Source organism: Amycolatopsis sp. NPDC114478, assembly GCF_055633805.1.
The window spans coordinates 611,570-631,528 of the sequence record NZ_JBVKDO010000004.1 but is presented as its reverse complement, the minus strand read 5'-3'; the positions used below and the strand labels follow the sequence as shown (position 1 = coordinate 631,528).

The window sequence follows — 19,959 nt, the reverse complement described above, 5'->3', positions numbered from 1 at the left end:
GCGCGGCAACGCGCTGCTACCATTGCGAAAAACAGCATGAAAAAGGGCAATTCGCCGTCGAATTGCCCTGCGGTGCGGTGTATGGGGCTTATCGGCCGGACCTCAGCTCGGCCGGCGAACTTTCATCCGAAAGTTCCGCGGACCAGGCGGAGGTCCTCGGTGTGCCGGTACCAAGTCCACTTGTTGACGGCGCGCTCGTGGACGACGTCGTCGCTGACGGGCCGCGTCGGGATGCAGCCGATCTGGAACGCGCGTGCGTAGAACGTCGTCGGCCGCTTGAAGAGGGTCCCCTTGACCACGCGGATCGACAGGCCGGGGCCGCCCGGGTCCGGCGTCACCTCGACCGAGGAGGCGGGGCCGCGCAGCGCCACCTGCTCGTCGGCGTAGGCCACCCCGCGGACCAGCCGCAGCTCGCCGCGTCCGACGAGCACGCCGCCGACGTCGTCGCGGATCAGCGGCACCGGGTCGACCTCGCCGCGCAGCGCGAGCGCGACGGCCTGCAGCGGCGTCTTCGGCAGCCCCCAGAGCGCGGCGACCGATGAGTCCGGCGACGACGGCACGTACCCGACCGACACGCCGGAGAGCGCGTCCTTCCGCAGCAGGCGGACTACGACCGCGGCGAGGTCCGCGTCCGTGCCCGACACGACCAGGTGATCGTGTTCGCCCAGCAAGGGGTCGATTTCCGCCTTGCCGGGACGGCTGGGCACGCGGATGGATTCGACGTCGTCGACTTCTTCGAAGCCGGCCGCGCCGTCGCCACAGGCCACCACGATTCCGCGCACCCGCAGGTCCTCCGTTACAGTCATGCACCGGCATTTCGTCAGCGCCACCGGTGTCCGTCCGGGACACTAAACCTCAGTCGTCGAACACCTGGAGTGTCACATGCCGGCCATCGTGCTCATCGGTGCCCAATGGGGAGACGAAGGCAAGGGCAAGGCCACCGACCTGATGGGTGACCGCGTCCAGTGGGTCGTCCGCTACCAGGGCGGCAACAACGCCGGTCACACGGTCGTCCTGCCGAACGGCGAGAACTTCGCCCTGCACCTCATCCCTTCGGGCATCCTCACGCCGGGCGTGACGAACGTCATCGGCAACGGCGTGGTGGTCGATCCGGGCGTGCTGCTGGAAGAGCTGTCCGGACTGGAAGCGCGGGACGTCGACACGTCCAAGCTGCTGATCTCCGCCGACGCTCACTTGATCATGCCGTACCACGTGGCCATCGACAAAGTCACCGAGCGGTACCTCGGCAGCCGCAAGATCGGCACCACCGGCCGCGGCATCGGGCCGTGCTACCAGGACAAGATCGCCCGCGTCGGCGTCCGCGTGCAGGACCTGCTCGACGAGAAGATCTTCCGCCAGAAGGTCGAAGCCGCGCTGGAGTTCAAGAACCAGGTGCTGGTGAAGGTCTACAACCGCAAGGCGCTCGACGCGAACGAGGTCGCCGACGAGGTGCTGGCCGCGGGCGAGAAGTTCGCGCACCGCATCGCCGACACGCGCCTGCAGCTCAACCAGGCCCTCGAGCGCGGCGAAACCGTGCTGCTGGAGGGATCGCAGGGCACGCTGCTCGACGTCGACCACGGCACGTACCCGTTCGTGACGTCGTCGAACCCGACGTCCGGCGGCGCGAGCGCGGGCTCGGGCATCGGCCCGGGCCGGATCGGCACGGTCCTCGGCATCCTCAAGGCGTACACGACCCGCGTCGGCTCGGGCCCGTTCCCGACCGAGCTGCACGACGAGTCCGGCGAGTACCTGCGCAAGCAGGGCGGCGAGTTCGGCGTCACGACGGGCCGTTCGCGGCGCACGGGCTGGTTCGACGCGGTGATCGCGCGCTACGCGGTGCGCGTCAACGGCATCACCGACTACTTCCTCACCAAGCTGGACGTGCTGTCCGGGCTGGAGAAGGTGCCGGTGTGCGTCGGCTACGAGGTCGACGGCTTCCGCACGCCGGACATGCCGATGACCCAGACCGACGTGCACCACGCGATCCCGATCTACGAAGAGCACCCGGGCTGGTTCGAGGACATCTCGGCGTGCCGCACGTTCGAGGAGCTCCCGGCGAACGCGCGCGCGTACGTCGAGCGCCTGGAAGAGCTGTCGGGCGCCCGCATTTCGGCGATCGGCGTGGGCCCGGGCCGCGACCAGACGATCGTCCGGCACACGTTTGTATGAGGCGCAGTCGTCTAGGTCAGCTTGGTGCTGACCGGCGTCTCGTTGCGGAAGAGGTCGAGCACCGGGCAGTGCTCGTCGACCTCGCGCTTGAGGTCTTCGTAGCGCTCCCGGCTGGCCGGCCCTTCGAGCTCGACGGACACGCGCACGTCCCCGAAGCCGGGGCGCGTGTTGAAGGAGAAGCCGAAGAAGCCGTGCAGGTCGAGATCGCCGTCGACGGTGACCTTGACGGAGTCGAGCGGAATGCCGCGCTTCGCCGCCCAGAACTGGTAGGTGATGACCTGGCAGGAGCCGAGGGCGGCGAGCGCGAGCTCGACGGGGTTGGCGGCCTGGTCGGTCCCACCGAGCGCGGGCGGCTCGTCGACGGTGAAGCTGTGGTCCCGGACCTTCACGTGCACCTCGGTCTTGGTCCCGGGCTTGAGGGCGTTGGCGACGGAGAAGGAAACGGCGGCGTTGTGCGGGTCGGCGTCGACGGCCTTGCGGGTGCCTTCGATGACGTCGGTCAGCGACATGGGCTCTCCTGAAGATCGTGAGCGGGATGCAGGACAGGGTGGGCGAATCCGGCGAGTCGTGCTCGGGTTCTCAACTCCTGGGAAGCCGGAAACCGGTGGCGGGCCTCGCTAGCGTGGAGTCATGACCATCGGAGTCACGCTCCCCTCCGGCGACACCGACGCGGCCCCCAACCTCGTCGATGAGCTGCTCGCCCAAACCCGGCAAGCCGCCGAGGCCGGGCTCGAGTCCGTCTGGTTCTCGCAGCTGCCCCTCAGCCAGGACGCCATCACCGTCGCCGCGCTGGCCGGGCGGGAGAACCCCGGACTCGAAGTCGGCACCTCCGTCGTGCCGATCTATCCGCGGCACCCCCTGCTCGTCGCCAGTGCCGCGCAGACCGCGCAAGCCGCCGCGCACGGGAACTTCACCCTCGGCATCGGCCTCGGCTCGAAGGGCTTCCTCGGTTCCGTCTACGGCGTCGAGTACCCGCCGCCCATCCGGCACCTGCGCGAATACCTCACCGTCCTCAAGCGGGTCTTCGCCGGGGAAGCCGTCGACTTCGAGGGCGAGACCGTCCAGGCGAAACCACTCGGACCGTCCACTGTGGCCGGCGGCACGGACATCCCGATCATCGTCGCCGCGATGGGGCCGCAAGCGCTCAAAGTCACCGCCGAGCTCGCCGACGGCACCCTGCCCTTCCTCGCCGGTCCGAGAGCGCTTTCCGAACAGATCGTGCCGGCCATGGCCGGCAAGCGGGTCATCGCCGCCGTCCCCGCCATCGTCACCGACGAACCGGACGAAGTCCGCGCGAAAGCCGTCGAACAGATGGGTTTCTACGGCCAGATCCCCTCCTACCGGCGGATCCTCGACGTCGAAGGCGTCGACCACGCGGCGGACCTCGCCATCATCGGCGACGAGAAGACCGTTGTCGAAGGCCTGCGGCGCTACTACGACGCCGGCGCCACCGATGTCGTCGTCTCCCAGACCGGGATGCGGTCGAGCGCGGAACGCCGGCGGACCTGGGAGGTCATCAGCTCATTCGGTTCGTGAGGGTCGCCGTCACCGACATCTCCTCGAGGTCCAGTTCGCGCAGCACCTTCTGCAGGACGTCGTCGTCGAGGCGGCCCGCCCGGTTCTCGTCGATCATCGCCTTGCGCTGGGTGATCAGCAGCTCTTTGCGCGCCTTCGCGAACTGGGCCTGCGGGGTGCCGGGGCGGTCCTCGCCGGACAGCTTGATCGTGGCTTCGGCGAACCGGTAGCGCGTGTCGACGAGCCGTTTCAACCGCTCCTTCAGCTGTTCGACCTTCTCGGGCGGCAGGTCCAGCGACGCCAGCCGCTCGCGGCTGATCTCGCGCAGCCGTTCGTGCGCCGCCTTCTTGGCGACCTCCCGCGCGGCCAGCTCCTCGGCCTCGTCGCGCGACGCCTCCGACGGGTCCTGCACCTTCAAGACCCGGATCAGCGGCGGCAGCGTCAGACCCTGGATCAGCACCGTCCCGATCGCCACGGTGAACGCGAACAGCTGGATCTCCTCACGCCCCGGCGTGCCGGCCGGGACACCGGCCGCCGCGGCCAGCGTCACGACGCCGCGCATGCCCGTCCACGACAGCACCGCCAGCGACCGCCACGACGGGGCCGCGCGCCCGCGGCCGAACAGCCGCATCGCCCGCGGCAGGTACGCGAAGACGAACACCGCCGGGATCCGCACGGCCATCGTCACCAGCAGCACGACCACCGCCACCAGCACGAGCGTCCCGTTGTCGCGGGCCGCGTGCTGGGCGCCGTCGAGCACGAACGGCAGCTGCAGCCCCATCAGCGCGAACACCAGCGCCTCCAGCAGGAGGTCGATCGACGCCCACACCGATCTGTCCTGCATGCGCGTCGCGGGGGACGCGTACAGCGAGCGCGCCCCCAGGTAGAGGCCGGCCGCGACGACCGCCAGGACGCCGGAGCCGCTGAACTCCGGGCCGAACGGGTGCAGGTGCTCCGCGGTGACGTACGCGCCGAAGGGCACGATGATCCCGAACGCCGACTCCACCAGTGGGTCGTCGAGCTGCCGCCGGATCAGCGCGACGGCGGCCCCGATCGCCAGCCCGACGGCGATGCCGAGCACGGTCGCCACGCCGAACACCGCGAACCCGTGCCCGGCCGAGCCGGCCGTGCCCGCGACCGCGGCGAGCGCGACCTTGTACAGCGTCAGCGCGGCGGCGTCGTTGACCAGGCTTTCCCCGGTCAGCACGGTCATCAGCCGCCGCGGCAGGCCGAGCTTGCGCCCGATCGCCACCGCCGTCACCGCGTCCGGCGGCGCCACCACCGCGCCGAGCACCAGCGCCGACGCGAACGGCACGTCCGGCAGCAGCAGGTGCACGACGAAGGCGACGACCACCGCGGTCACCGCGACCAGCACCACGCCGAGCGCGACGATCGGCCGCAGGCTGTTCTTGAAGTGCGTCAGCGAGCTTTCCAGCGACGTCGAATAGAGCAGCGGCGGCAGCACGACGGTGAGCACCAGCTCGGGTTCGAGCTCGAACCGCGGGACGCCGGGGATCAGCGCGACCCCGAGCGCGACGACCACCACGAGCAGCGGCGCCGACAGGTTGTACCGCCGGGCGAGCGCGGTCAGGGCCAGCGAGCCCGCGAGCACGCCCATCAGCGTCAGGATCTCCACGCGCGTGATCTTCCCGCAGGTAGAGACCCTGCGCTCGGCTTCCGCTCAGTGGAAGTGACCTGGTTTGTGTCGTACCCCCTGTGCATACTCGTGCGCAATCCGCACACCTGTGCGGATCACGTGCACCGACGCACATCCGGAGGTTCTCATGTCCCCTGGCACTCGCTCCTGGGTCGTGCCCCTGGCCTGGACCGCCGTCCTGCTCGACGGGTTCGACCTGGTCGTGCTCGGCACCGTGCTGCCCGTGCTGCTGCGCGACCACGTCTGGGGCCTGACGCCCGGCACGGCGTCGGTCGTCTCGACGGTCGGGCTGGCCGGGATGATGCTGGGCGGGCTGGCGATCGGCACGATCACCGACGTCATCGGCCGCCGGAAGTCGCTGATCACCTCCGTGGCGCTGTTCTCGCTGTGCACGCTGCTGTGCGCGTTCGCGCCCTCGACGTTCGTCTTCGCGCTGCTGCGGTTCGTCGCCGGCCTGGGCCTCGGCGGCTGCCTGCCGACGGCGATCACGCTCGTCACCGAGTACGCGCGCCAAGGCAAGTCCGGCAGCGCGACGACCACGGTGATGACCGGCTACCACGTCGGCGCGGTGCTGACGGCGTTGCTGGGCATCGTCCTGATCTCGCCGCTGGGCTGGCGCGCGATGTTCGTCGCCGGGGCGATTCCGGCCGTCGCGCTGATCCCGCTGATGCTGAAGTTCCTGCCGGAGTCCGAGTCGTTCCAGCGGGTCCGCGAGACCGAGCGCTCGGCCGGGCACGCCGTCGCCGGGCTGTTCCGCGGCGGCCTGCTGCGCGCGACGATCGCGTTCTGGGTGACGTCGTTCATGGGGCTGCTGCTGGTGTACGGGCTGAACACCTGGCTGCCGGAGATCATGCGCCAGGCCGGCTACCCGCTCGGCGCGGCGCTGAGCCTGCTGCTGACGCTGAACGTCGGCGGCATCGCCGGGCTGCTCGTCGCCGGGCGCGTGGCCGACCGCGTCGGCATCCGCCCGTCGGCGGTGGTGTGGTTCTGCGCGGGCGCGGTGTTCCTGGCCCTGCTGAGCGTGAAGCTGCCCGCCGTCGGGCTGTACGCCGCGGTGTTCCTGACCGGCTGCTTCGTGTTCAGTGCGCAGGTTCTGGTGTACGCGTACATCGGCCGCATCTACCCGGACGCGATCCGCGCGACCGGCCTCGGCTGGTCCGCCGGCATCGGCCGCATCGGCGCGATCTCCGGCCCGCTCCTCGGCGGCGCGCTGCTGACGGCCGGGATCGCGTACCCGTGGGGCTTCTACGCGTTCGCCGGCGCCGCTCCCCGGTGGCGGAAAGCGCGCCGGACGTCAGCCGAGTTCCTTGAGCTCCTGTTCCACCGCGGCGAGCTCGGCGGCCGAGCCCTGGACCTTCGGGCCCGTGAACCACTTGCGTGCCGAAAGGACCCACCACAGGGCCGCGCCGCCGAGCACGACCAGGAACGCGATCGGCGTGTAGTTGAACGAGTCCACCGTCACCGGCGACACCTGCGGCAGCATGAACAGGAAGAAGATCAGCACCACCCAGATCGTCGCGATGATGCCGACCGGCTTGCCCCACTTGCCGAGCGTCCACGGTCCCGGCTCGAACGCGTCGCCGCGGCGGACGCGCAGGAACACCGGGATCACGTACGCCACGTACAGCCCCACGACCGCGATCGACGTCACCGCCGCGTAGGCCGTAGCGCTCCACAGGTACGGCAGCGCCAGGATCAGCGCACCGCCGGCCGCGAGCCACACGGCGTTGGTCGGCGTCTGCGTGCGCTTGTTGATCTTGTGCCAGAACTTCGACCCCGGGATCGCGCCGTCGCGGGCAAACGCGTAGATCATCCGCGAGTTCGCCGTCACCGACGCCATGCCGCAGAACAGCTGCGCGCCGATGCAGATCAGCAGCAGGAACTTGCCGGTGACCGCGCCGGTCGCGTCGATGAAGATCTGCGCGGGCGGGACGCCGGTCGCCGAGTTGACCGCGCCGTCGTAGTCCTGGATCGCGAACGTCAGGCCGATCAGCAGGATCCAGCCGGCGACCAGCGAGACGACGATCGACATGACGATGCCGCGCGGCCCGGCCGTCGCCGCGCTCTTGGTCTCCTCGGTCATGTGCGCCGAAGCGTCGTAGCCGGTCAACGTGTACTGCGCGACCAGCAAGCCGAGCGCGAAGACGTAGAACGTCGAGCCCCAGCCCGTCTGGTTGACGAAGCTGCCGAAGACGAACGACGCGTCCTGGTGCTTGGCCGGCACGAAGATCAGCACGCCGACGATCACCAGCACGCCGATGAGGTGCCACCACACGCTGACGTTGTTGAGGATCGCGACGATCCGGACGCCGAAGGTGTTCAGCAGGCCGTGCACCACGAGGATGATCGCGAGCAGCAGGATCGTGTGCCCCGGCGTCGCGGTGAAGCCCCACTGCAGGTCGAGGAACGCGTTGAGGAACAGCGCCGCACCGAAGTCGATGCCCGCCGTGACCGCGATCTGCCCGATGAGGTTGAACCAGCCGGTGAACCACGACCACACCGGCCCGGACTTGTTGGGCGCCAGCTTCGCCGCCCAGTAGTAGAGGCCGCCCGCGGTCGGGTAGCTGGAGCAGACCTCGGCCATGCCCAGGCCGACCAGGATCACGAACACCCCGACCAGTGGCCAGCCCCAGATCATCGCGGCCGGCCCGCCGGTCTTCATGCCGAAGCCGTAGAGCGTCAGGCAGCCGGAGAGGATCGAGATGATCGTGAACGAGACGGCGAAGTTGGAGAACGCGGACATCGTCCGTTTGAGCTCTTGCGCGTACCCCAGCTGGTGCAGGCGCGCGCTGTCTTCGTCGGCGTGGTCGGGGGTGGTCTGCTGGTCGGAAACGTCCATCGGGCACCTCTTGAAAGGTATGCGGCCAGACCATTGAATTCGCCGAAGGTAGCCCCGGTCCCGGAGGGTGTCAAGCCTTCGTCAAATACTCGTCCAGCTGCTTGAGCAGGGGCCCGCCACCTCGGTGGTTGTTCGAGATCAAGGTGGCCGTGAGCCCGGCCGCCGGCTCGTGCGAACTCCAGAACGTGACGCCGTGGTCGCCGCCGTCCAGGTGCGCCACACCCGGGCGCGGCAGCCAGAAGCCGAGCCCGTAGCCGTCCGCGTGCGGGGCGAGCATCCGGTCGACCCACGCGCGCGGCACGATCCGGCCGTCGAACAGGGCGGGCCAGAACTTCCGGAAGTCCGGCGCGGTCGAGTAGATCCCGCCGTCGCCGAAGCCCACCACCGGCAGGCTGAACACGTTGGTGCGGCCGTCTTCCAGGTAGCCGGTGGCCGTCCGGTCGGGCAGCGCGTCCGAACGGAGGAACGCCGTGTCGGCCATCCCGGCGGCCGCGGTGACGCGCGTACGGACGAGGTCGGCGAAAGGTATGCCCGCGATCCGTTCGGCGACCAAGGCGAGGACGGCGAAGGCGCCGTTGTTGTAGTGGAACCGTTCGCCGGGCGGGAATCGCTGCGGGTATCCCCCGAGCGCGGCGAGGTAGTCGGCCGACGTGGCGAGCAGCGGCGTGGGCGGCGGGTCTTCGTCTTCGTCGCAGTAGTCGCCGATGCCGGAGGTGTGCGTCAGCAGGTGCTCGACGGTCACGCGGTCGTCGATCAGCGGCAGGTCGTCGCCGAGGACGTCACGCGCTCTCGTCGCCAGTTCGAGGCGCCCCTCGGCGATGAGCCCGACGACGACCAGCGCCGTGAACCCCTTGGTGCCGCTGGCGATCGCGAACCGCGTGTCGACGGTGTTCTCGACGCCGTAGCCGATGTGCGCGTGCCCGTGGGCCTGCGCGACGAGGGTCTCTTCGCCGCGGGTCACCAGGATCACGCCGGAAAAGCCGTCGAACGCCGTGAAGGGCACCCTCATGGACACAGCGTCCAGGAGGGTGCCCTTCACGGCAAAGCGGTTTTACCGGCCCAGGAACGCGTGCAGCGACTCGAGGGCGGTGTCCGGCTGGTCGGCGAAGAAGCCGTCGACGCCGGCCTTGAGGAACGTGGCCTCCTCGGTGAAGACGTCCCCGTAGGCGTCCGGCTGGGCCGACGAGCGCAGGTTCGCCGGCAGGAACGGGTTTTCGTTCCGGAACGTGTACGGCTGGACCTCGAGGCCCGCCTTGTGCGCGTCGGCGACGAGCGGGGTCGGCGTGCCCAGGTTGTCGTTCTTGTCCCGGGGGATGACTTGCGCCTTGTCCGGCCCGAGGTACTTCGCGTACTTCGCGACTTCGCGCAGCCCCTGCGGTGTGACGAGGTCCGCGTACGTCCGCTTGTCGCCCTTCGCGACGAAGTCCGCCGGGGCGCCGGTCGCCGACGTCAGCTGCAGCAGCGGCGTCCGGACCTGCTTGTGCAGGTCGATCAGGTTCGTGACCTCGAACGACTGGATGATCGCCGGCGCGTCCGCCCGGTCGAGGCCGTTGCGCTTGAGGAGCGCGACCAGCTTCGGTTCGGTCGGGTTGCCGATCGAGGAGAAGAACGTCGAGTGCTTGACCTCGGGGTAGGTGCCGAGCGTCCGGTGCAGCTCCCTGCCGAGCCGCTTGGTCAGGTCGAGCACCTCCTGGAAGGTGGCGATCTGGTAGCGGCCGTTGTACAGCGTGTTGTGCGGGCGGTTCGCCGGGATCCGCTCGACCGCGCGCAGGGTCTTCAGCTCGGCGAGCGTGAAGTCCTGGGTGAACCAGCCGGTGGTCGAGACGCCGTCGATGACGAGCGTCTTCTTGCGGTTCGCGAACTCGGGGTGCTTCGCGACGTCGGTGGTGCCGCCGATCTCCGGCTCGTGCCGGGCGACCAGCTGGCCGTCCTTGGTGGGCACGAGGTCGACGTCCACGTAGCCGACGCCCATCCGGAAGGCGAGCTCGTAGGAAGCGAGGGTGTGCTCCGGCCGGTAGCCGGGGGCACCGCGGTGTCCGACGATCACGGGGTCATCGTGGCCCCGCCCGTGCGCGGCCGCATCGGCGGACCCGCCTTCGGACGCACTGGCCGACCCGACGGCCAGTCCCGTGACGCTCAGCAACGCCAGTCCGGCGAGTGCCAGTACGCCGACACGCTTGCGCTTCATCTGGTGACCTCTTTTCACACAGGGTTGACCCTGATTACCCGCTTCACCCTCGATGTCGCAAGCGTCCGAAATGCGTATCCGGGCAAACGCGGCGGTGAACGGCGCGTGGACTCCTGTTCACACCGGGTGTCGACCGACGGCGAAATGTCCGGGCGAACCCGGCCGGATACGCTGTGCTGCGTGCGCGTACTGGTAATCGGCTCCGGCGCTCGTGAGCATGCCCTCGTCCTCGCGGCCTCTGGTGACCCCGCGGTCACCGCCCTGGCCTGCGCGCCCGGCAACGCCGGGACCGCCGCCGTGGCCGAGCAGCTCGGCGTCGAAGCGGCCGATCCCGAGGCGGTCGCCGCGCTCGCGAAGAGCTGGCAGGCCGACCTCGTCGTCGTCGGGCCGGAGGTGCCGCTCGTCGCCGGGGTCGCCGACGCCGTCCGCAAGGCGGGCATCGCCTGCTTCGGGCCCTCGGCCGCCGCCGCCCGAATCGAAGGCTCGAAGGCGTTCGCGAAGGACGTCATGGCCGCCGCGAACGTGCCGACCGCGCGCAGCGAGGTGGTCGACAACCCGGCCCGCCTCGACGCCGCGCTCGCCCGCTTCGGCCCGACCTGGGTGGTCAAGGACGACGGCCTCGCCGCCGGCAAGGGCGTCGTCGTCACGACCGACTACGACGTCGCGCGCAAGCACGCCATCATGCTGCTCGACGGCGGCCACCCGGTCCTCCTGGAGTCCTTTTTGGACGGTCCGGAGGCCTCGCTGTTCTGCTTCGTCGACGGCAACACCGTCGTCCCGCTGCTGCCGGCGCAGGACTTCAAGCGCGTCGGCGACGACGACGCCGGCCCGAACACCGGCGGCATGGGCGCCTACGCGCCGCTGCCCTGGGCCCCCGAAAACCTGGTCGACGAGCTGGTCGAGCGGGTCGTCCAGCCGGTCGCCGACGAGCTCGTCGAGCGCGGGGCGCCGTTCTCCGGCCTGCTCTACGCCGGGCTCGCGCTGACGTCGGAGGGCCCGCAGGTCATCGAGTTCAACTGCCGCTTCGGCGACCCCGAGACGCAGGTCGTGCTGGCCCTGCTGCGGTCCCCGATCGCCGGGCTGATGCACGCCACCGCCACCGGCAAGCTCGCCGAGCACCCGCCGCTGGAGTGGGCGAACGGCGCCGCGGTCACCGTCGTGATCGCCGCCGACGGCTACCCGGGCAAGCCCCGCACCGGCGACGTCATCGGCGGCGCCGAGCTGGAGGGCGTGCTGCACGCCGGCACCCGCCGTCGCGACGACGGCGCCGTCGTCTCCTCCGGCGGCCGCGTGCTCTCGGTCGTCGGCACCGGCAAGACGCTCAAGTCGGCGCGCAAGCACGCGTACGAGACCGTCGAGAAGATCCACCTCGCGGGCTCGCACCACCGCACGGACATCGCCCTCAAGGCGGCGAACGGCGAGGTCGGCGCCCCGACGGCGAAGCAGCGCGCCTGATTTCCCGGACCGGGGGAACCGGCGGGGCTTGATCTTCGTCCGACTTCAGGCTGCTGCTACACCTCGGTTGGTAGCCTCGACGGGGAGTCGGCCGGTCACTGTCCGCATGACGTCAGGGGAGAGCATGTCAGGACCCTCGTACGACCTCAGCCCGGCCGTCCCCGTGGCCCCGGCCGCCGCGGACGTCCTGGTCCACCCGGACAAGCTGCTCGACGTCGCCCGGATCGTCGAAGAGCAGGCCAACGCCCTCGAAGACCAGCTGCTGACCAAGCTCGGCCTGCTGCGGATCGACGCGCCCTCGGCCGACGTGATCAGCACCCAGTCCATCGAGGCCTGGAACTCCCTCATCGCCGACGGCGACCGTTCCTACGCGGGCCAGGTCCGCGAGTACGTCGCCGGCCTGAAGCGCCTGGTCTCGCAGCTGCGTGACGCCGCGAAGGACTACAAGATCAGCGACGAGGAGAAGGCGGCGGTGTTCGGTGACCGCGCGAAGCACGGTGCGTAGCCGGACGCTGAAGATCACCGGGGGCGTGCTCGCGACGGCGGCGCTCGCCGGCTGCTCGGCGGGCACCGAAGGCACCCCGTACCCGGTCGAGACGGCCGCGACCGCGGCGTCGCAGAGCGCCAAGGCGGCCCAGCTGCCGCAGCGCCCGGCCGACCTGCCGCTGCAGGGCGTCAACCTGTGCGAAGTCTTCCCGCAGGTACAGCTCGACGAGCTGAAGATCACCAGCACTCCCCGCGAAGGCCCGTCGGCGGACGGGCCGACGTGCGTGTTCGACGCCGACGGCGCCGAGCCGGTGCACGCCTACCACGTCCGGGCCGTGACGGCGGACCTCGGCGAGTGGATCACCGGGGCCCGCAAGAAGAACAGCATGACCACCGAGCCGAAGACGATCGCCGGCTACCCGGCGCTCACGAACTACCGCGCGGCGGGCGACCCCGCCGACTGCGAGGCGCTCGTCGGCGTCGCACGCGGCCAGACGTTGGCCGTCCAGACCTTCGCCATCACCCGCGGCAAGCTCACGCAGCCGCAACTGTGCGAGATGTCGGTGCACGCCGCCGACATCGCGGTGCAGACCTTGAAAGCACGCAACTAGGGAGAGCGCGTGGAATTCTCCGAGCTCGCGGCCGGCATCCAGAACCACCGGTTCGACGGCTGGACCAACACCGCGATCGCCGACCAGATCACGCGGATGGTCAACGGCGACGGCACCGGCAGCATCGGCACGGCCGTCGACGCGCTGAAGGCTGTCGCGACCGCGCTCGCCCACACCGACCAGACGCTGCGCGCGCAGCTGCTGAAGCTCGGCGTCGAGTGGCAGAGCCAGGCGGGCGGCGCGGCGAGCCAGGTGCTCACCGAGCAGGCCGGGTTCTCCCAGGACGCCACGACGAAGGTCGCGCATGCCGCCGAAATGGTGTTCGAGCAGGGCGAGTCCTTCAACCGCACCAAGTACAAGCTGCCGGACGCCGAAACCGTCCGGAAGGGCGCGGGCGGCTACACGCTCACCGACGGCGTACTGCTGTCCCTGATCGGCTTCGAGACCGACCACGCGCGTCAGGTCGAGGCCGCGAACAACGCCAAGGAGCAGGCGAAGCAGGCGCTCAACGAGTACGCGCAGGAAAGCGGCACGAACCTGCTTTCGACGCAGTCGCTGTCCGACCCCGAGTCGCTGAAGCTGACCGCCCCCGGGATCGCGCCGGGCGTGCTGGACGTCGCGGGCGCCGCCGTCGCGGTGACGCCGGACGGCGGCGTGAAGCCCGCTTCGGACAAGGTCCGCTCGGTGCACGTCGACCCGCCGGTGGTGCAGCCGGTGTCGCACACGGTCCACGCCGACCCGCCGACCCCGGTCTACGGCGTCGCGGCGCAGCAGCCGTCCCGGCCCGCCCCGCAGCCGCCGCGCCAGACCGGGTCGGTGACCGTGCCGGCCGCCCAGCACACGACACCCTCGTCGGCGACGACCCCGGCGGGCGTCAAGCCGCCGACGTCGACCCCCTCGCCCGGCTGGGTCAACGCCCCGGGCCGCGGCCCGGCGTCCGGCGACGCCACCCACTTCTCACCCGGCCTCTCGGTCGGAGCCGGCGGCGAGCAGTTCGTCCCGCCGGGCGCGCCCGGCGCGCTGCCGCCCGGTTCGTCGCCGGCGACGGCGCCCATCAAGTCGCTCGGCGGCGGGGGCGCGTCCGGCGGCGGAGGCGGTCTCGACAGCTCGGCGGGCCGCGGCCCGGACGGGCTGCTGGCCAAGGGCCGGACGGTGGGTTCGATGCCGCAGGCGCCGTTGCAGCCCGGCCAGTTCACCGCCGAACGCGGGTTCGTGGTCAAGCCCGGCGCGACCCCCGGCGAGATCGGCGCGGGCGCGGCGGCGATCGGCGCGGGTGCCGCGGGCGGCGCGCTGAGCGGCGACAAGGAGCGCCAGCGGCGGGAGAAGGGCCCGGCGAAGGGTCCGGTGCGGCCGCTGCCGGTCGGCGAGCTGCCCGAGGAGGAGGCCGCCGCGCTGCGGAAGTCGGAGCAGATCAGCCCGAAGCAGAAGCCCGGCGAGGCGAAGTTCCTCGCCGAGGCGGCCCCGCACGAGGACGATGCCGAGCACGTCCGCCGCTACGGCGTCGACGACCAGGACCTGTTCGCCGACCAGCGGATGGTCTCGCCCGACGTGCTCGGCGACCACGGCGAGGACGGGCGCTGACCGTGTCGCTGGTGCTGTCCGCGCACGAGTTCGACGTGCTGTGGGAGTCGCTCGGACTGCCTCGCCGCCACGTCGCGCTGGACGTGCCGAGCGAGGGAACCACCCACGCCGAACGACGGGAGCTGGTGGACGCGGCGTGGGCGTCGCTGAGCGAGCGGCGCCTGGCCCGCAACCGCCGGGTGACCGGCGAGGTGGCCGACCAGCTGCACCTGCTGGCCCGCCCGCAGTACGGCATCGACGTCTGGGTGTGGGCCGAGCGCGAGATCCGCGGCCGCGCGGTGAGCGCCCGCGGCCAGGCTGTCCTCGCGGTGGTTGACCACGGCGAAGTCTGGCTGATCCCGGCGACCGAAGACGGCCTCGCGGAGACGGCGGTCTCGGTGGCGGGCGACCTCGGCCCGGGCGTCGGCCAGACGGTGAGCATCCCGTACGACGTCCTCCGGACGGCTGACTCGGCAGCGAAGGGTGACGCGAAAGCGCTGGTCACGGCGTTGGAGGACCGGGGGGTGGAGCTGTTCCACGCCCAGGAGCTGTCGGGGATGCTGCTGGGCCAGGAGGCCCGCGGCCAGTTCGGCGCGGAACGGGTAGGCCGCGACGGCGTGGTCCACCGCGCGGGCCGCGTGGTGGCGTTCTTCGACACGGACGCGGGCCGCTACTTGTTCCAGGTGGTGTCCGACCGAGAAGGCCGCGAGTGGGCGACCGTCACCCCGGCCGACAACGCCCTGCTGGCGACCCGGATCCGCGAGCTGGTGGCGGAGACCTGAGCTAGTTGCCGGCCGGCAACTTGGCGAGGACCTGCTCCGCGTACCGCTCGGCGTTGGCGCACAGTTCTTGGTCGCTCAGCTTCTTGTCGAAGTTGTCGTAGGTGATTTGCACGTTTTCGGTGTTCGACTCGTCGATCCGGCGGTGCGTCCAGGTGATCCGGCAGGACGGTGGGTAGTACTGACTGGGCACGACTTCCTCGGAAACGGTCGTCCCGTTCAGTTCGCGTTCTTCGGCTTTCCCCGGGTCGCTCGGCGCGGACAGGAGGTCGACGGAATACACGCCGAGATCCTTCTGACCGGACCACAAGCACCGGTGCAGGCCTTCGAGGGAGAAGCTGAATTCGTTCGGAGTGCCCCGCGGGACCGGGGGCGATTCGGTCGCCGCGCACAGGTCCAGGGACAGGGCGGAGCCCGGGGTCACCGGGTACCGCGCGTCGGTGCCGTACCGGATCTGGCTGATGATCACCCCCATGGCCTCGGTGGGGGTCGCGCACGGGTCCCCGGCCGCGCGGCCCGACGCGGCCGTTATCGCGAAGCCCTGGCTGTAGGGGCTCTCGATGGCCACCACGCACTGGGTGCCGTCGACCTTCTTGAAGCCGCTGAGGCCGCCGATGGTGATCGGGGTGTTCGTCCGCGCCCAGGCCTTGTCGTACAGGTTGATGAGCAGGTTCGTGCTGGCCGTCTCGTCCGGACCGCCTGAGGTGTCCAGGTCGCACCGCTCGAAGTAGACGCGTTTCCCGCCCGTCGGCTTGACCGGTCCGGTAGCGGGGAGCGAGTCGCGGGCGAGGAGCTTGCAGGGGTCGATCTCGCGGAGGTCCTCCGCGGTGAACGGGGCCGGCCGCTGATGACTGACACCGGGCGCCGGCGTCGCGACCGCTCCGCTGCCCCCGCCGTTGAGCTGCGTAACCACGATCGTCGCCGCGACGACCGCGACCACGGCCGCGAGTGCCGCGGCGATCCAGGCCGTTCGCCGGCGCTTCGCAGGCGGGGACGGCGTCGCGGTCGAAGGCTCGGGCCAGCGACAGGGCCTGGCTGACCTGCGCCTTCTGGGCACCGATCAGAGCGTGCACCGCCGGCGGCCACGGCGTCACCCCCGGCGGGACCGGCCCGAGGAAGTCGAGGATCCGCGCCGGCGTCGGCCGCGCCGCCGGGTCCTTCGCCAGGCACGGTTCCACCAGGCGACGCAGTTCCGGCGACAGCGGTCCGAGGTCCGGCCGGCCGTGGACGACGTTGTAGAGCACCTGCGGGGTCGACCCGCCACCGAACGGAGCCCGTCCCGTGGCGGCGATGACGAGGAGCGCGCCCAGCGAAAAGACGTCGCTCGCCGGGGTGACGGCTCGCCCGTCGGCCTGCTCGGGGGACATGAAGCCGGGCGATCCGATGATCGAACCGGTGTGGGTCAGGTCCGAGCCGCCCTCGGCCGCGCGGGCGATGCCGAAGTCGATCACCCGGGCCCCGTCGTCGGTGAGCAGGACGTTGCTCGGCTTGAGGTCCCGGTGGATCAGCCCGGCCCGGTGGATGTCGGTGAGCGCCGACGCCAACCCGGCCGCGAGGATCCGCACGGACGCCGGCGGCAGCGGGCCCGCCGCATCGACGGCTTCCTTCAGCGACGGGCCCGCGACGAACACCGAGGCCAGCCACGGCGTCGCCGCGTCCGGGTCGGCGTCCATCACGGCCGCGGTGTAGGCGCCGGAGACCATCCGCGAGATCTGCACCTCCCGGCGGAACCGGGACCGGAACCCGTCGTCGTGCGCGAAGCCCGGGTGCACCCGCTTGACCGCCACGAGGCGGCCGTCCGGTGACACTCCGAGCAGGACCCGGCCCATTCCGCCTTCGCCGAGTGCCGCCACCAGGCGATAGCGCCCGACATGTCGCGGTTCGTCCGGGTTCAGTGGTTTCATGATCGATTTTCCTCCCCGCCGGCCATGCTACAAAGCGGGTCCGGCGCCCGCTGGGGTGGAAGTTGGCGGAGATCCGCACGCGCCGCCGGGGCGAAGTCATAAAGTAAGCGCGGGAACCGTCCGGGTCATGGCGACGTCAGATCGGGCGGAGACAAGTTTCCGAAGGGGATGACGAACCGTGCCTGTCTACGACCCGGACTCGATGGCCATCGCGGCCCGTCACGTCGAGAAGCTCAAAGACGAGTTCGAGAAGTCGAAGAAGCACTTGACCGGGGTCGACGACGAGAAGGAAAGCCCGTTCGGGACGATGGGCGGCTCCCAGGACGTCCACGGCGCGGTCGGTCATTTCAAGCAGGGCGTGCACTCCGAATTCGACGCGGCCGGGAAGCTGATGGAGGCGACCAGTTTCGTGTTGAAGAAGGCCGCCGGGCTGATCGCGGAAACCGACCAGGTCGGGGCGAGCGACCTCAAGCTGCACGAGCACGGGAACCAGTGAGCGCACGGACGGCCCCGGCGGGCCGGGATGACAAGGGGGCGGCAACGTGGGTGGACTGATCGACTTTCCGCCGGACTGGCCGGACATCGAGGCCAAGAAGAAGCAGGTCGAAGGCATCAAGCCGGAGTCGATCGACAAGGCGGCCCAGCAGTTCAAGACCGCCGCCACGCAGGCCGGTGACCACGGCGCGGCGCTCAAGTCGGCCACGGACTCGCTGTCCGCCGGTGTCTGGAAGGGCCCGGCCGCGGACGCGTTCGTCGGCTACGTCAAGCAGATCACCACCGCGGGCGACAAGGTGCAGACCCACCTCACCGACGTCGGGAACGACCTCAGCGCTCTCTCGACGCAGCTGAGTGACATCAAGGGCAAGGTCAACGACGCCTACGAAACCGCGAAGACGGCGATCCAGAACCGCATCAACTCGGAAACCCCGAAAGCCCAGGCGGCGATGAACGCCGAGGCGGAACACGCCCGGGACGAGAACAAGCCCGCCCCGAGCCCGTCGTCGAAGGAAATCATCGACAACGCCAACAAAGCGAACCAGAACGACGCCACCACCGCGGCCGGGAAGATCGATCCGCTGCTCGCCACCGCGGACGATCTGGTCAAGAAGTCCCAGGCGCTGATGAAGACCCAGATCGAGGGCGGCTACTCGCAGGTCCCGTTGCCCACCAGCGACGGCACGGTCCCGCAGAGCACCGGTGGCATCCACAGCAACGGCTCCTCCCACCACCACGGCGGCGGCGGTGGCGGAGGCGGCGGCGGTGGTGGTGGAGGTGGTGGTGGCGGAGGCGGCGGCCTCGGCCCTAGCGGCGGCCCGCCGTCGTCCCCGCCGCCGGGGAACGTCCAGCAGTGGATCCAGGAAGCGATCAAGGCGCTGCAGGCCGCCGGCGTGCCGGTCACCGACGCCGACATCCCCAACATCTGGGCGATCATCCAGCACGAGTCGGGCGGGAACCCCAACGCCATCAACAACTGGGACTGCGTGCCGCTGGACACGCAGATCCTGACCCGGCGCGGGTTCCTGAAGCACGACGCGGTCGAGGTCGGCGACGAGACGATCGGCTTCAACCCGGCCACCGGGTGCAGCGAGTGGACGCGGATCACCCGGGTCGTCCACCACGAAGACGCCGAGCTGGTCCGGATGGGCAATTCGCGCTGGGAGGCGACCACGACGCCGAACCACCGCTGGCTCAACCTGCCGCGGGTGCACGTCCGGCGCACCGGCCTGCCGGTCGTCTGCCCGGAGTGCGGCTGGGAGCCGCGCGCGGAGCACCAGCCCGAGAACGGCGTCGCGGTCCATCGGCGCAAGACGCACAACATCGCTTCGACGAAGCAGGAGAACCGGTACGAGACCGAGCCCGGCTTCGTCACGACCGGCGAAGTCCGCTCGCGCGACCGCATCCTCCTGTCGGCGCCCGCCGCGACCGAGTCGACGCTGGACGTCAGCGTGCCGGAAGCGGCGATCCTCGGGTGGATCGCCGGCGACGGTCACGTCGAGACCCGGCGGCACCGCCCGACCATGTCCATCGCGCAGTCGAAGCCCGAAATGGTGGAGAAGATCCGCCGACTCCTCGCCGGCGTGCCGCACGCGGTGTACGTCGACGACCGCGGCGGGTGCGGGCCGCGGCACCAGTTCCGGCTGGACCACGACTACGCCCAGGACCTGCTGTCGCGAGCGGGGAACCCCAAGGCCGACGCGGTCACCCAGGTGCTGGCGATGTCCGGCAGCCAGCGCGCGGCGTGGCTCGAAGCGATCATCGACGCCGAGGGCACCCGGTACCCGCGGCCCGGCCACGCCGAGCCTCAGGTGGTCGTCTACCAGGCGCCCGGTGCCGTCCTCGAGGCGATCACGCTGGCCGGCTACCTGTCCGGGGCGCGGCCGCGCGTGCTCCGGGTGGAGCGGGCGAACCAGCCGGAAACCTGGCAGGCCGAGTGCGCCGTGCACCTGAACAACCCGATCGTCACCGGAGGTTTCCTGCGCAAGGAAGCCGCCGGGCGGGCAGACGTGTGGTGCGTGACGACGGAACTGGGTACGTGGACGGCCCAGGAAGGTGATCACCTCTTCCTGACCGGGAATTCGAACGCCGCCGCGGGGCACCCGTCCAAGGGGCTCATGCAGTGCATCGACTCGACGTTCAACGCCCACAAGCTGCCCGGCCACGACAACATCTACAACCCGGTCGACAACATCATCGCCGGCGTCCGGTACTCCTTCGACCGCTACGGCGGCCTCGGGAACGTGCCCGGCATCAAGGCCATGGCCCACGGCGGTGCCTACCAGGGGTACTGAAACCCGG

Annotated in this window: 14 protein-coding genes and 4 pseudogenes; 11 read left to right on the top strand and 7 right to left on the bottom strand. The window is 70.6% G+C overall.

Annotated elements, in window-relative coordinates; translation table 11 throughout:
- Positions 1-122: 122 nt before the first annotated feature.
- On the bottom strand, positions 123-806 hold the full coding sequence (locus ACZ7OH_RS15795; protein ID WP_470281423.1) for a hypothetical protein: 684 nt from the start codon (positions 804-806) through the stop codon (positions 123-125).
- 76 nt (positions 807-882) lie between these two features.
- Here ACZ7OH_RS15795 and ACZ7OH_RS15790 point away from each other — a divergent pair, with 76 nt between their 5' ends.
- The gene (locus tag ACZ7OH_RS15790; protein ID WP_470281422.1) at positions 883-2,169 is read left to right on the top strand and encodes an adenylosuccinate synthase; all 1,287 of its coding nucleotides are present in this window, start codon (positions 883-885) and stop codon (positions 2,167-2,169) included.
- Between the two features lie 11 nt (positions 2,170-2,180).
- Here ACZ7OH_RS15790 and ACZ7OH_RS15785 read toward each other — a convergent pair whose 3' ends face one another.
- Positions 2,181-2,678: an OsmC family protein gene (locus tag ACZ7OH_RS15785; protein ID WP_470281421.1), complete on the bottom strand. Its 498-nt coding sequence runs from the start codon at positions 2,676-2,678 to the stop codon at positions 2,181-2,183.
- Between the two features lie 121 nt (positions 2,679-2,799).
- Here ACZ7OH_RS15785 and ACZ7OH_RS15780 point away from each other — a divergent pair, with 121 nt between their 5' ends.
- On the top strand, positions 2,800-3,705 hold the full coding sequence (locus ACZ7OH_RS15780; protein WP_470281420.1) for a TIGR03564 family F420-dependent LLM class oxidoreductase: 906 nt from the start codon (positions 2,800-2,802) through the stop codon (positions 3,703-3,705).
- Here the strand turns inward: ACZ7OH_RS15780 and ACZ7OH_RS15775 are convergent.
- Positions 3,686-5,320, bottom strand: a complete 1,635-nt coding sequence (locus ACZ7OH_RS15775) for a Na+/H+ antiporter (RefSeq protein WP_400896876.1) — start codon at positions 5,318-5,320, stop codon at positions 3,686-3,688. The two genes, ACZ7OH_RS15780 and ACZ7OH_RS15775, sit on opposite strands and share 20 nt — an antisense overlap.
- Before the next feature lie 148 nt (positions 5,321-5,468).
- Here ACZ7OH_RS15775 and ACZ7OH_RS15770 point away from each other — a divergent pair.
- Positions 5,469-6,602 (top strand): annotated as a pseudogene (locus tag ACZ7OH_RS15770) (MFS transporter); the annotation flags it as partial.
- Positions 6,603-6,635: 33 nt separating this feature from the next.
- On the opposite strand, the gene ACZ7OH_RS15765 reads toward ACZ7OH_RS15770, so the two are convergent.
- From ACZ7OH_RS15765 to ACZ7OH_RS15755, 3 genes are all read right to left on the bottom strand, one after another.
- Positions 6,636-8,180 (bottom strand): amino acid permease, encoded by a 1,545-nt coding sequence (locus ACZ7OH_RS15765; RefSeq protein ID WP_470281419.1) that lies wholly within the window; start codon positions 8,178-8,180, stop codon positions 6,636-6,638.
- Between the two features lie 70 nt (positions 8,181-8,250).
- Positions 8,251-9,189, bottom strand: a complete 939-nt coding sequence (locus ACZ7OH_RS15760; RefSeq protein WP_470281418.1) for a serine hydrolase domain-containing protein — start codon at positions 9,187-9,189, stop codon at positions 8,251-8,253.
- A 42-nt stretch (positions 9,190-9,231) separates the two neighbouring features.
- Positions 9,232-10,368 (bottom strand): glycerophosphodiester phosphodiesterase, encoded by a 1,137-nt coding sequence (locus ACZ7OH_RS15755; protein WP_470281417.1) that lies wholly within the window; start codon positions 10,366-10,368, stop codon positions 9,232-9,234.
- Between the two features lie 180 nt (positions 10,369-10,548).
- On the opposite strand from ACZ7OH_RS15755, the gene purD reads away from it, so the two are divergent.
- The 5 genes from purD (at position 10,549) to ACZ7OH_RS15730 (ending at position 15,262) form a co-directional block, all read left to right on the top strand.
- Entirely contained in the window at positions 10,549-11,823 is a 1,275-nt protein-coding gene (gene purD, locus ACZ7OH_RS15750; RefSeq protein WP_400896866.1) for a phosphoribosylamine--glycine ligase, read from the top strand.
- A 124-nt stretch (positions 11,824-11,947) separates the two neighbouring features.
- The gene (locus tag ACZ7OH_RS15745) at positions 11,948-12,328 is read left to right on the top strand and encodes a hypothetical protein (RefSeq protein WP_470281416.1); all 381 of its coding nucleotides are present in this window, start codon (positions 11,948-11,950) and stop codon (positions 12,326-12,328) included.
- Between the two features lie 25 nt (positions 12,329-12,353).
- Positions 12,354-12,920 (top strand): DUF3558 domain-containing protein, encoded by a 567-nt coding sequence (locus ACZ7OH_RS15740; protein WP_470281461.1) that lies wholly within the window; start codon positions 12,354-12,356, stop codon positions 12,918-12,920.
- A gap of 9 nt (positions 12,921-12,929) precedes the next feature.
- Entirely contained in the window at positions 12,930-14,501 is a 1,572-nt protein-coding gene (locus ACZ7OH_RS15735) for a hypothetical protein (protein WP_470281415.1), read from the top strand.
- Between the two features lie 2 nt (positions 14,502-14,503).
- Positions 14,504-15,262, top strand: a complete 759-nt coding sequence (locus tag ACZ7OH_RS15730; RefSeq protein WP_470281414.1) for an ESX secretion-associated protein EspG — start codon at positions 14,504-14,506, stop codon at positions 15,260-15,262.
- An 856-nt stretch (positions 15,263-16,118) separates the two neighbouring features.
- Here ACZ7OH_RS15730 and ACZ7OH_RS15725 read toward each other — a convergent pair.
- Positions 16,119-17,163: pseudogene (locus ACZ7OH_RS15725) on the bottom strand (serine/threonine-protein kinase); the annotation flags it as partial.
- A gap of 178 nt (positions 17,164-17,341) precedes the next feature.
- On the opposite strand from ACZ7OH_RS15725, the gene ACZ7OH_RS15720 reads away from it, so the two are divergent.
- From ACZ7OH_RS15720 to ACZ7OH_RS15710, 3 genes and pseudogenes are all read left to right on the top strand, one after another.
- Positions 17,342-17,659 (top strand): hypothetical protein, encoded by a 318-nt coding sequence (locus tag ACZ7OH_RS15720; RefSeq protein ID WP_400896854.1) that lies wholly within the window; start codon positions 17,342-17,344, stop codon positions 17,657-17,659.
- 46 nt (positions 17,660-17,705) lie between these two features.
- Positions 17,706-19,226, top strand: a pseudogene (locus ACZ7OH_RS15715) (WXG100 family type VII secretion target); the annotation flags it as partial.
- 510 nt (positions 19,227-19,736) lie between these two features.
- Positions 19,737-19,952: pseudogene (locus ACZ7OH_RS15710) on the top strand (transglycosylase SLT domain-containing protein); the annotation flags it as partial.
- Positions 19,953-19,959: the final 7 nt, after the last annotated feature.

Bases quoted from the DNA above. Each gene is read 5' to 3' on its own strand.
- ACZ7OH_RS15765 (WP_470281419.1), bottom strand. From the start codon at position 8,180: ATGGACGTTTCCGACCAGCAGACCACCCCCGACCACGCCGACGAAGAC.
- ACZ7OH_RS15795 (WP_470281423.1), bottom strand. From the start codon at position 806: ATGACTGTAACGGAGGACCTGCGGGTGCGCGGAATCGTGGTGGCCTGT.
- ACZ7OH_RS15760 (WP_470281418.1), bottom strand. From the start codon at position 9,189: ATGAGGGTGCCCTTCACGGCGTTCGACGGCTTTTCCGGCGTGATCCTG.
- ACZ7OH_RS15785 (WP_470281421.1), bottom strand. From the start codon at position 2,678: ATGTCGCTGACCGACGTCATCGAAGGCACCCGCAAGGCCGTCGACGCC.
- ACZ7OH_RS15790 (WP_470281422.1), top strand. From the start codon at position 883: ATGCCGGCCATCGTGCTCATCGGTGCCCAATGGGGAGACGAAGGCAAG.
- ACZ7OH_RS15745 (WP_470281416.1), top strand. From the start codon at position 11,948: ATGTCAGGACCCTCGTACGACCTCAGCCCGGCCGTCCCCGTGGCCCCG.
- ACZ7OH_RS15755 (WP_470281417.1), bottom strand. From the start codon at position 10,368: ATGAAGCGCAAGCGTGTCGGCGTACTGGCACTCGCCGGACTGGCGTTG.
- ACZ7OH_RS15780 (WP_470281420.1), top strand. From the start codon at position 2,800: ATGACCATCGGAGTCACGCTCCCCTCCGGCGACACCGACGCGGCCCCC.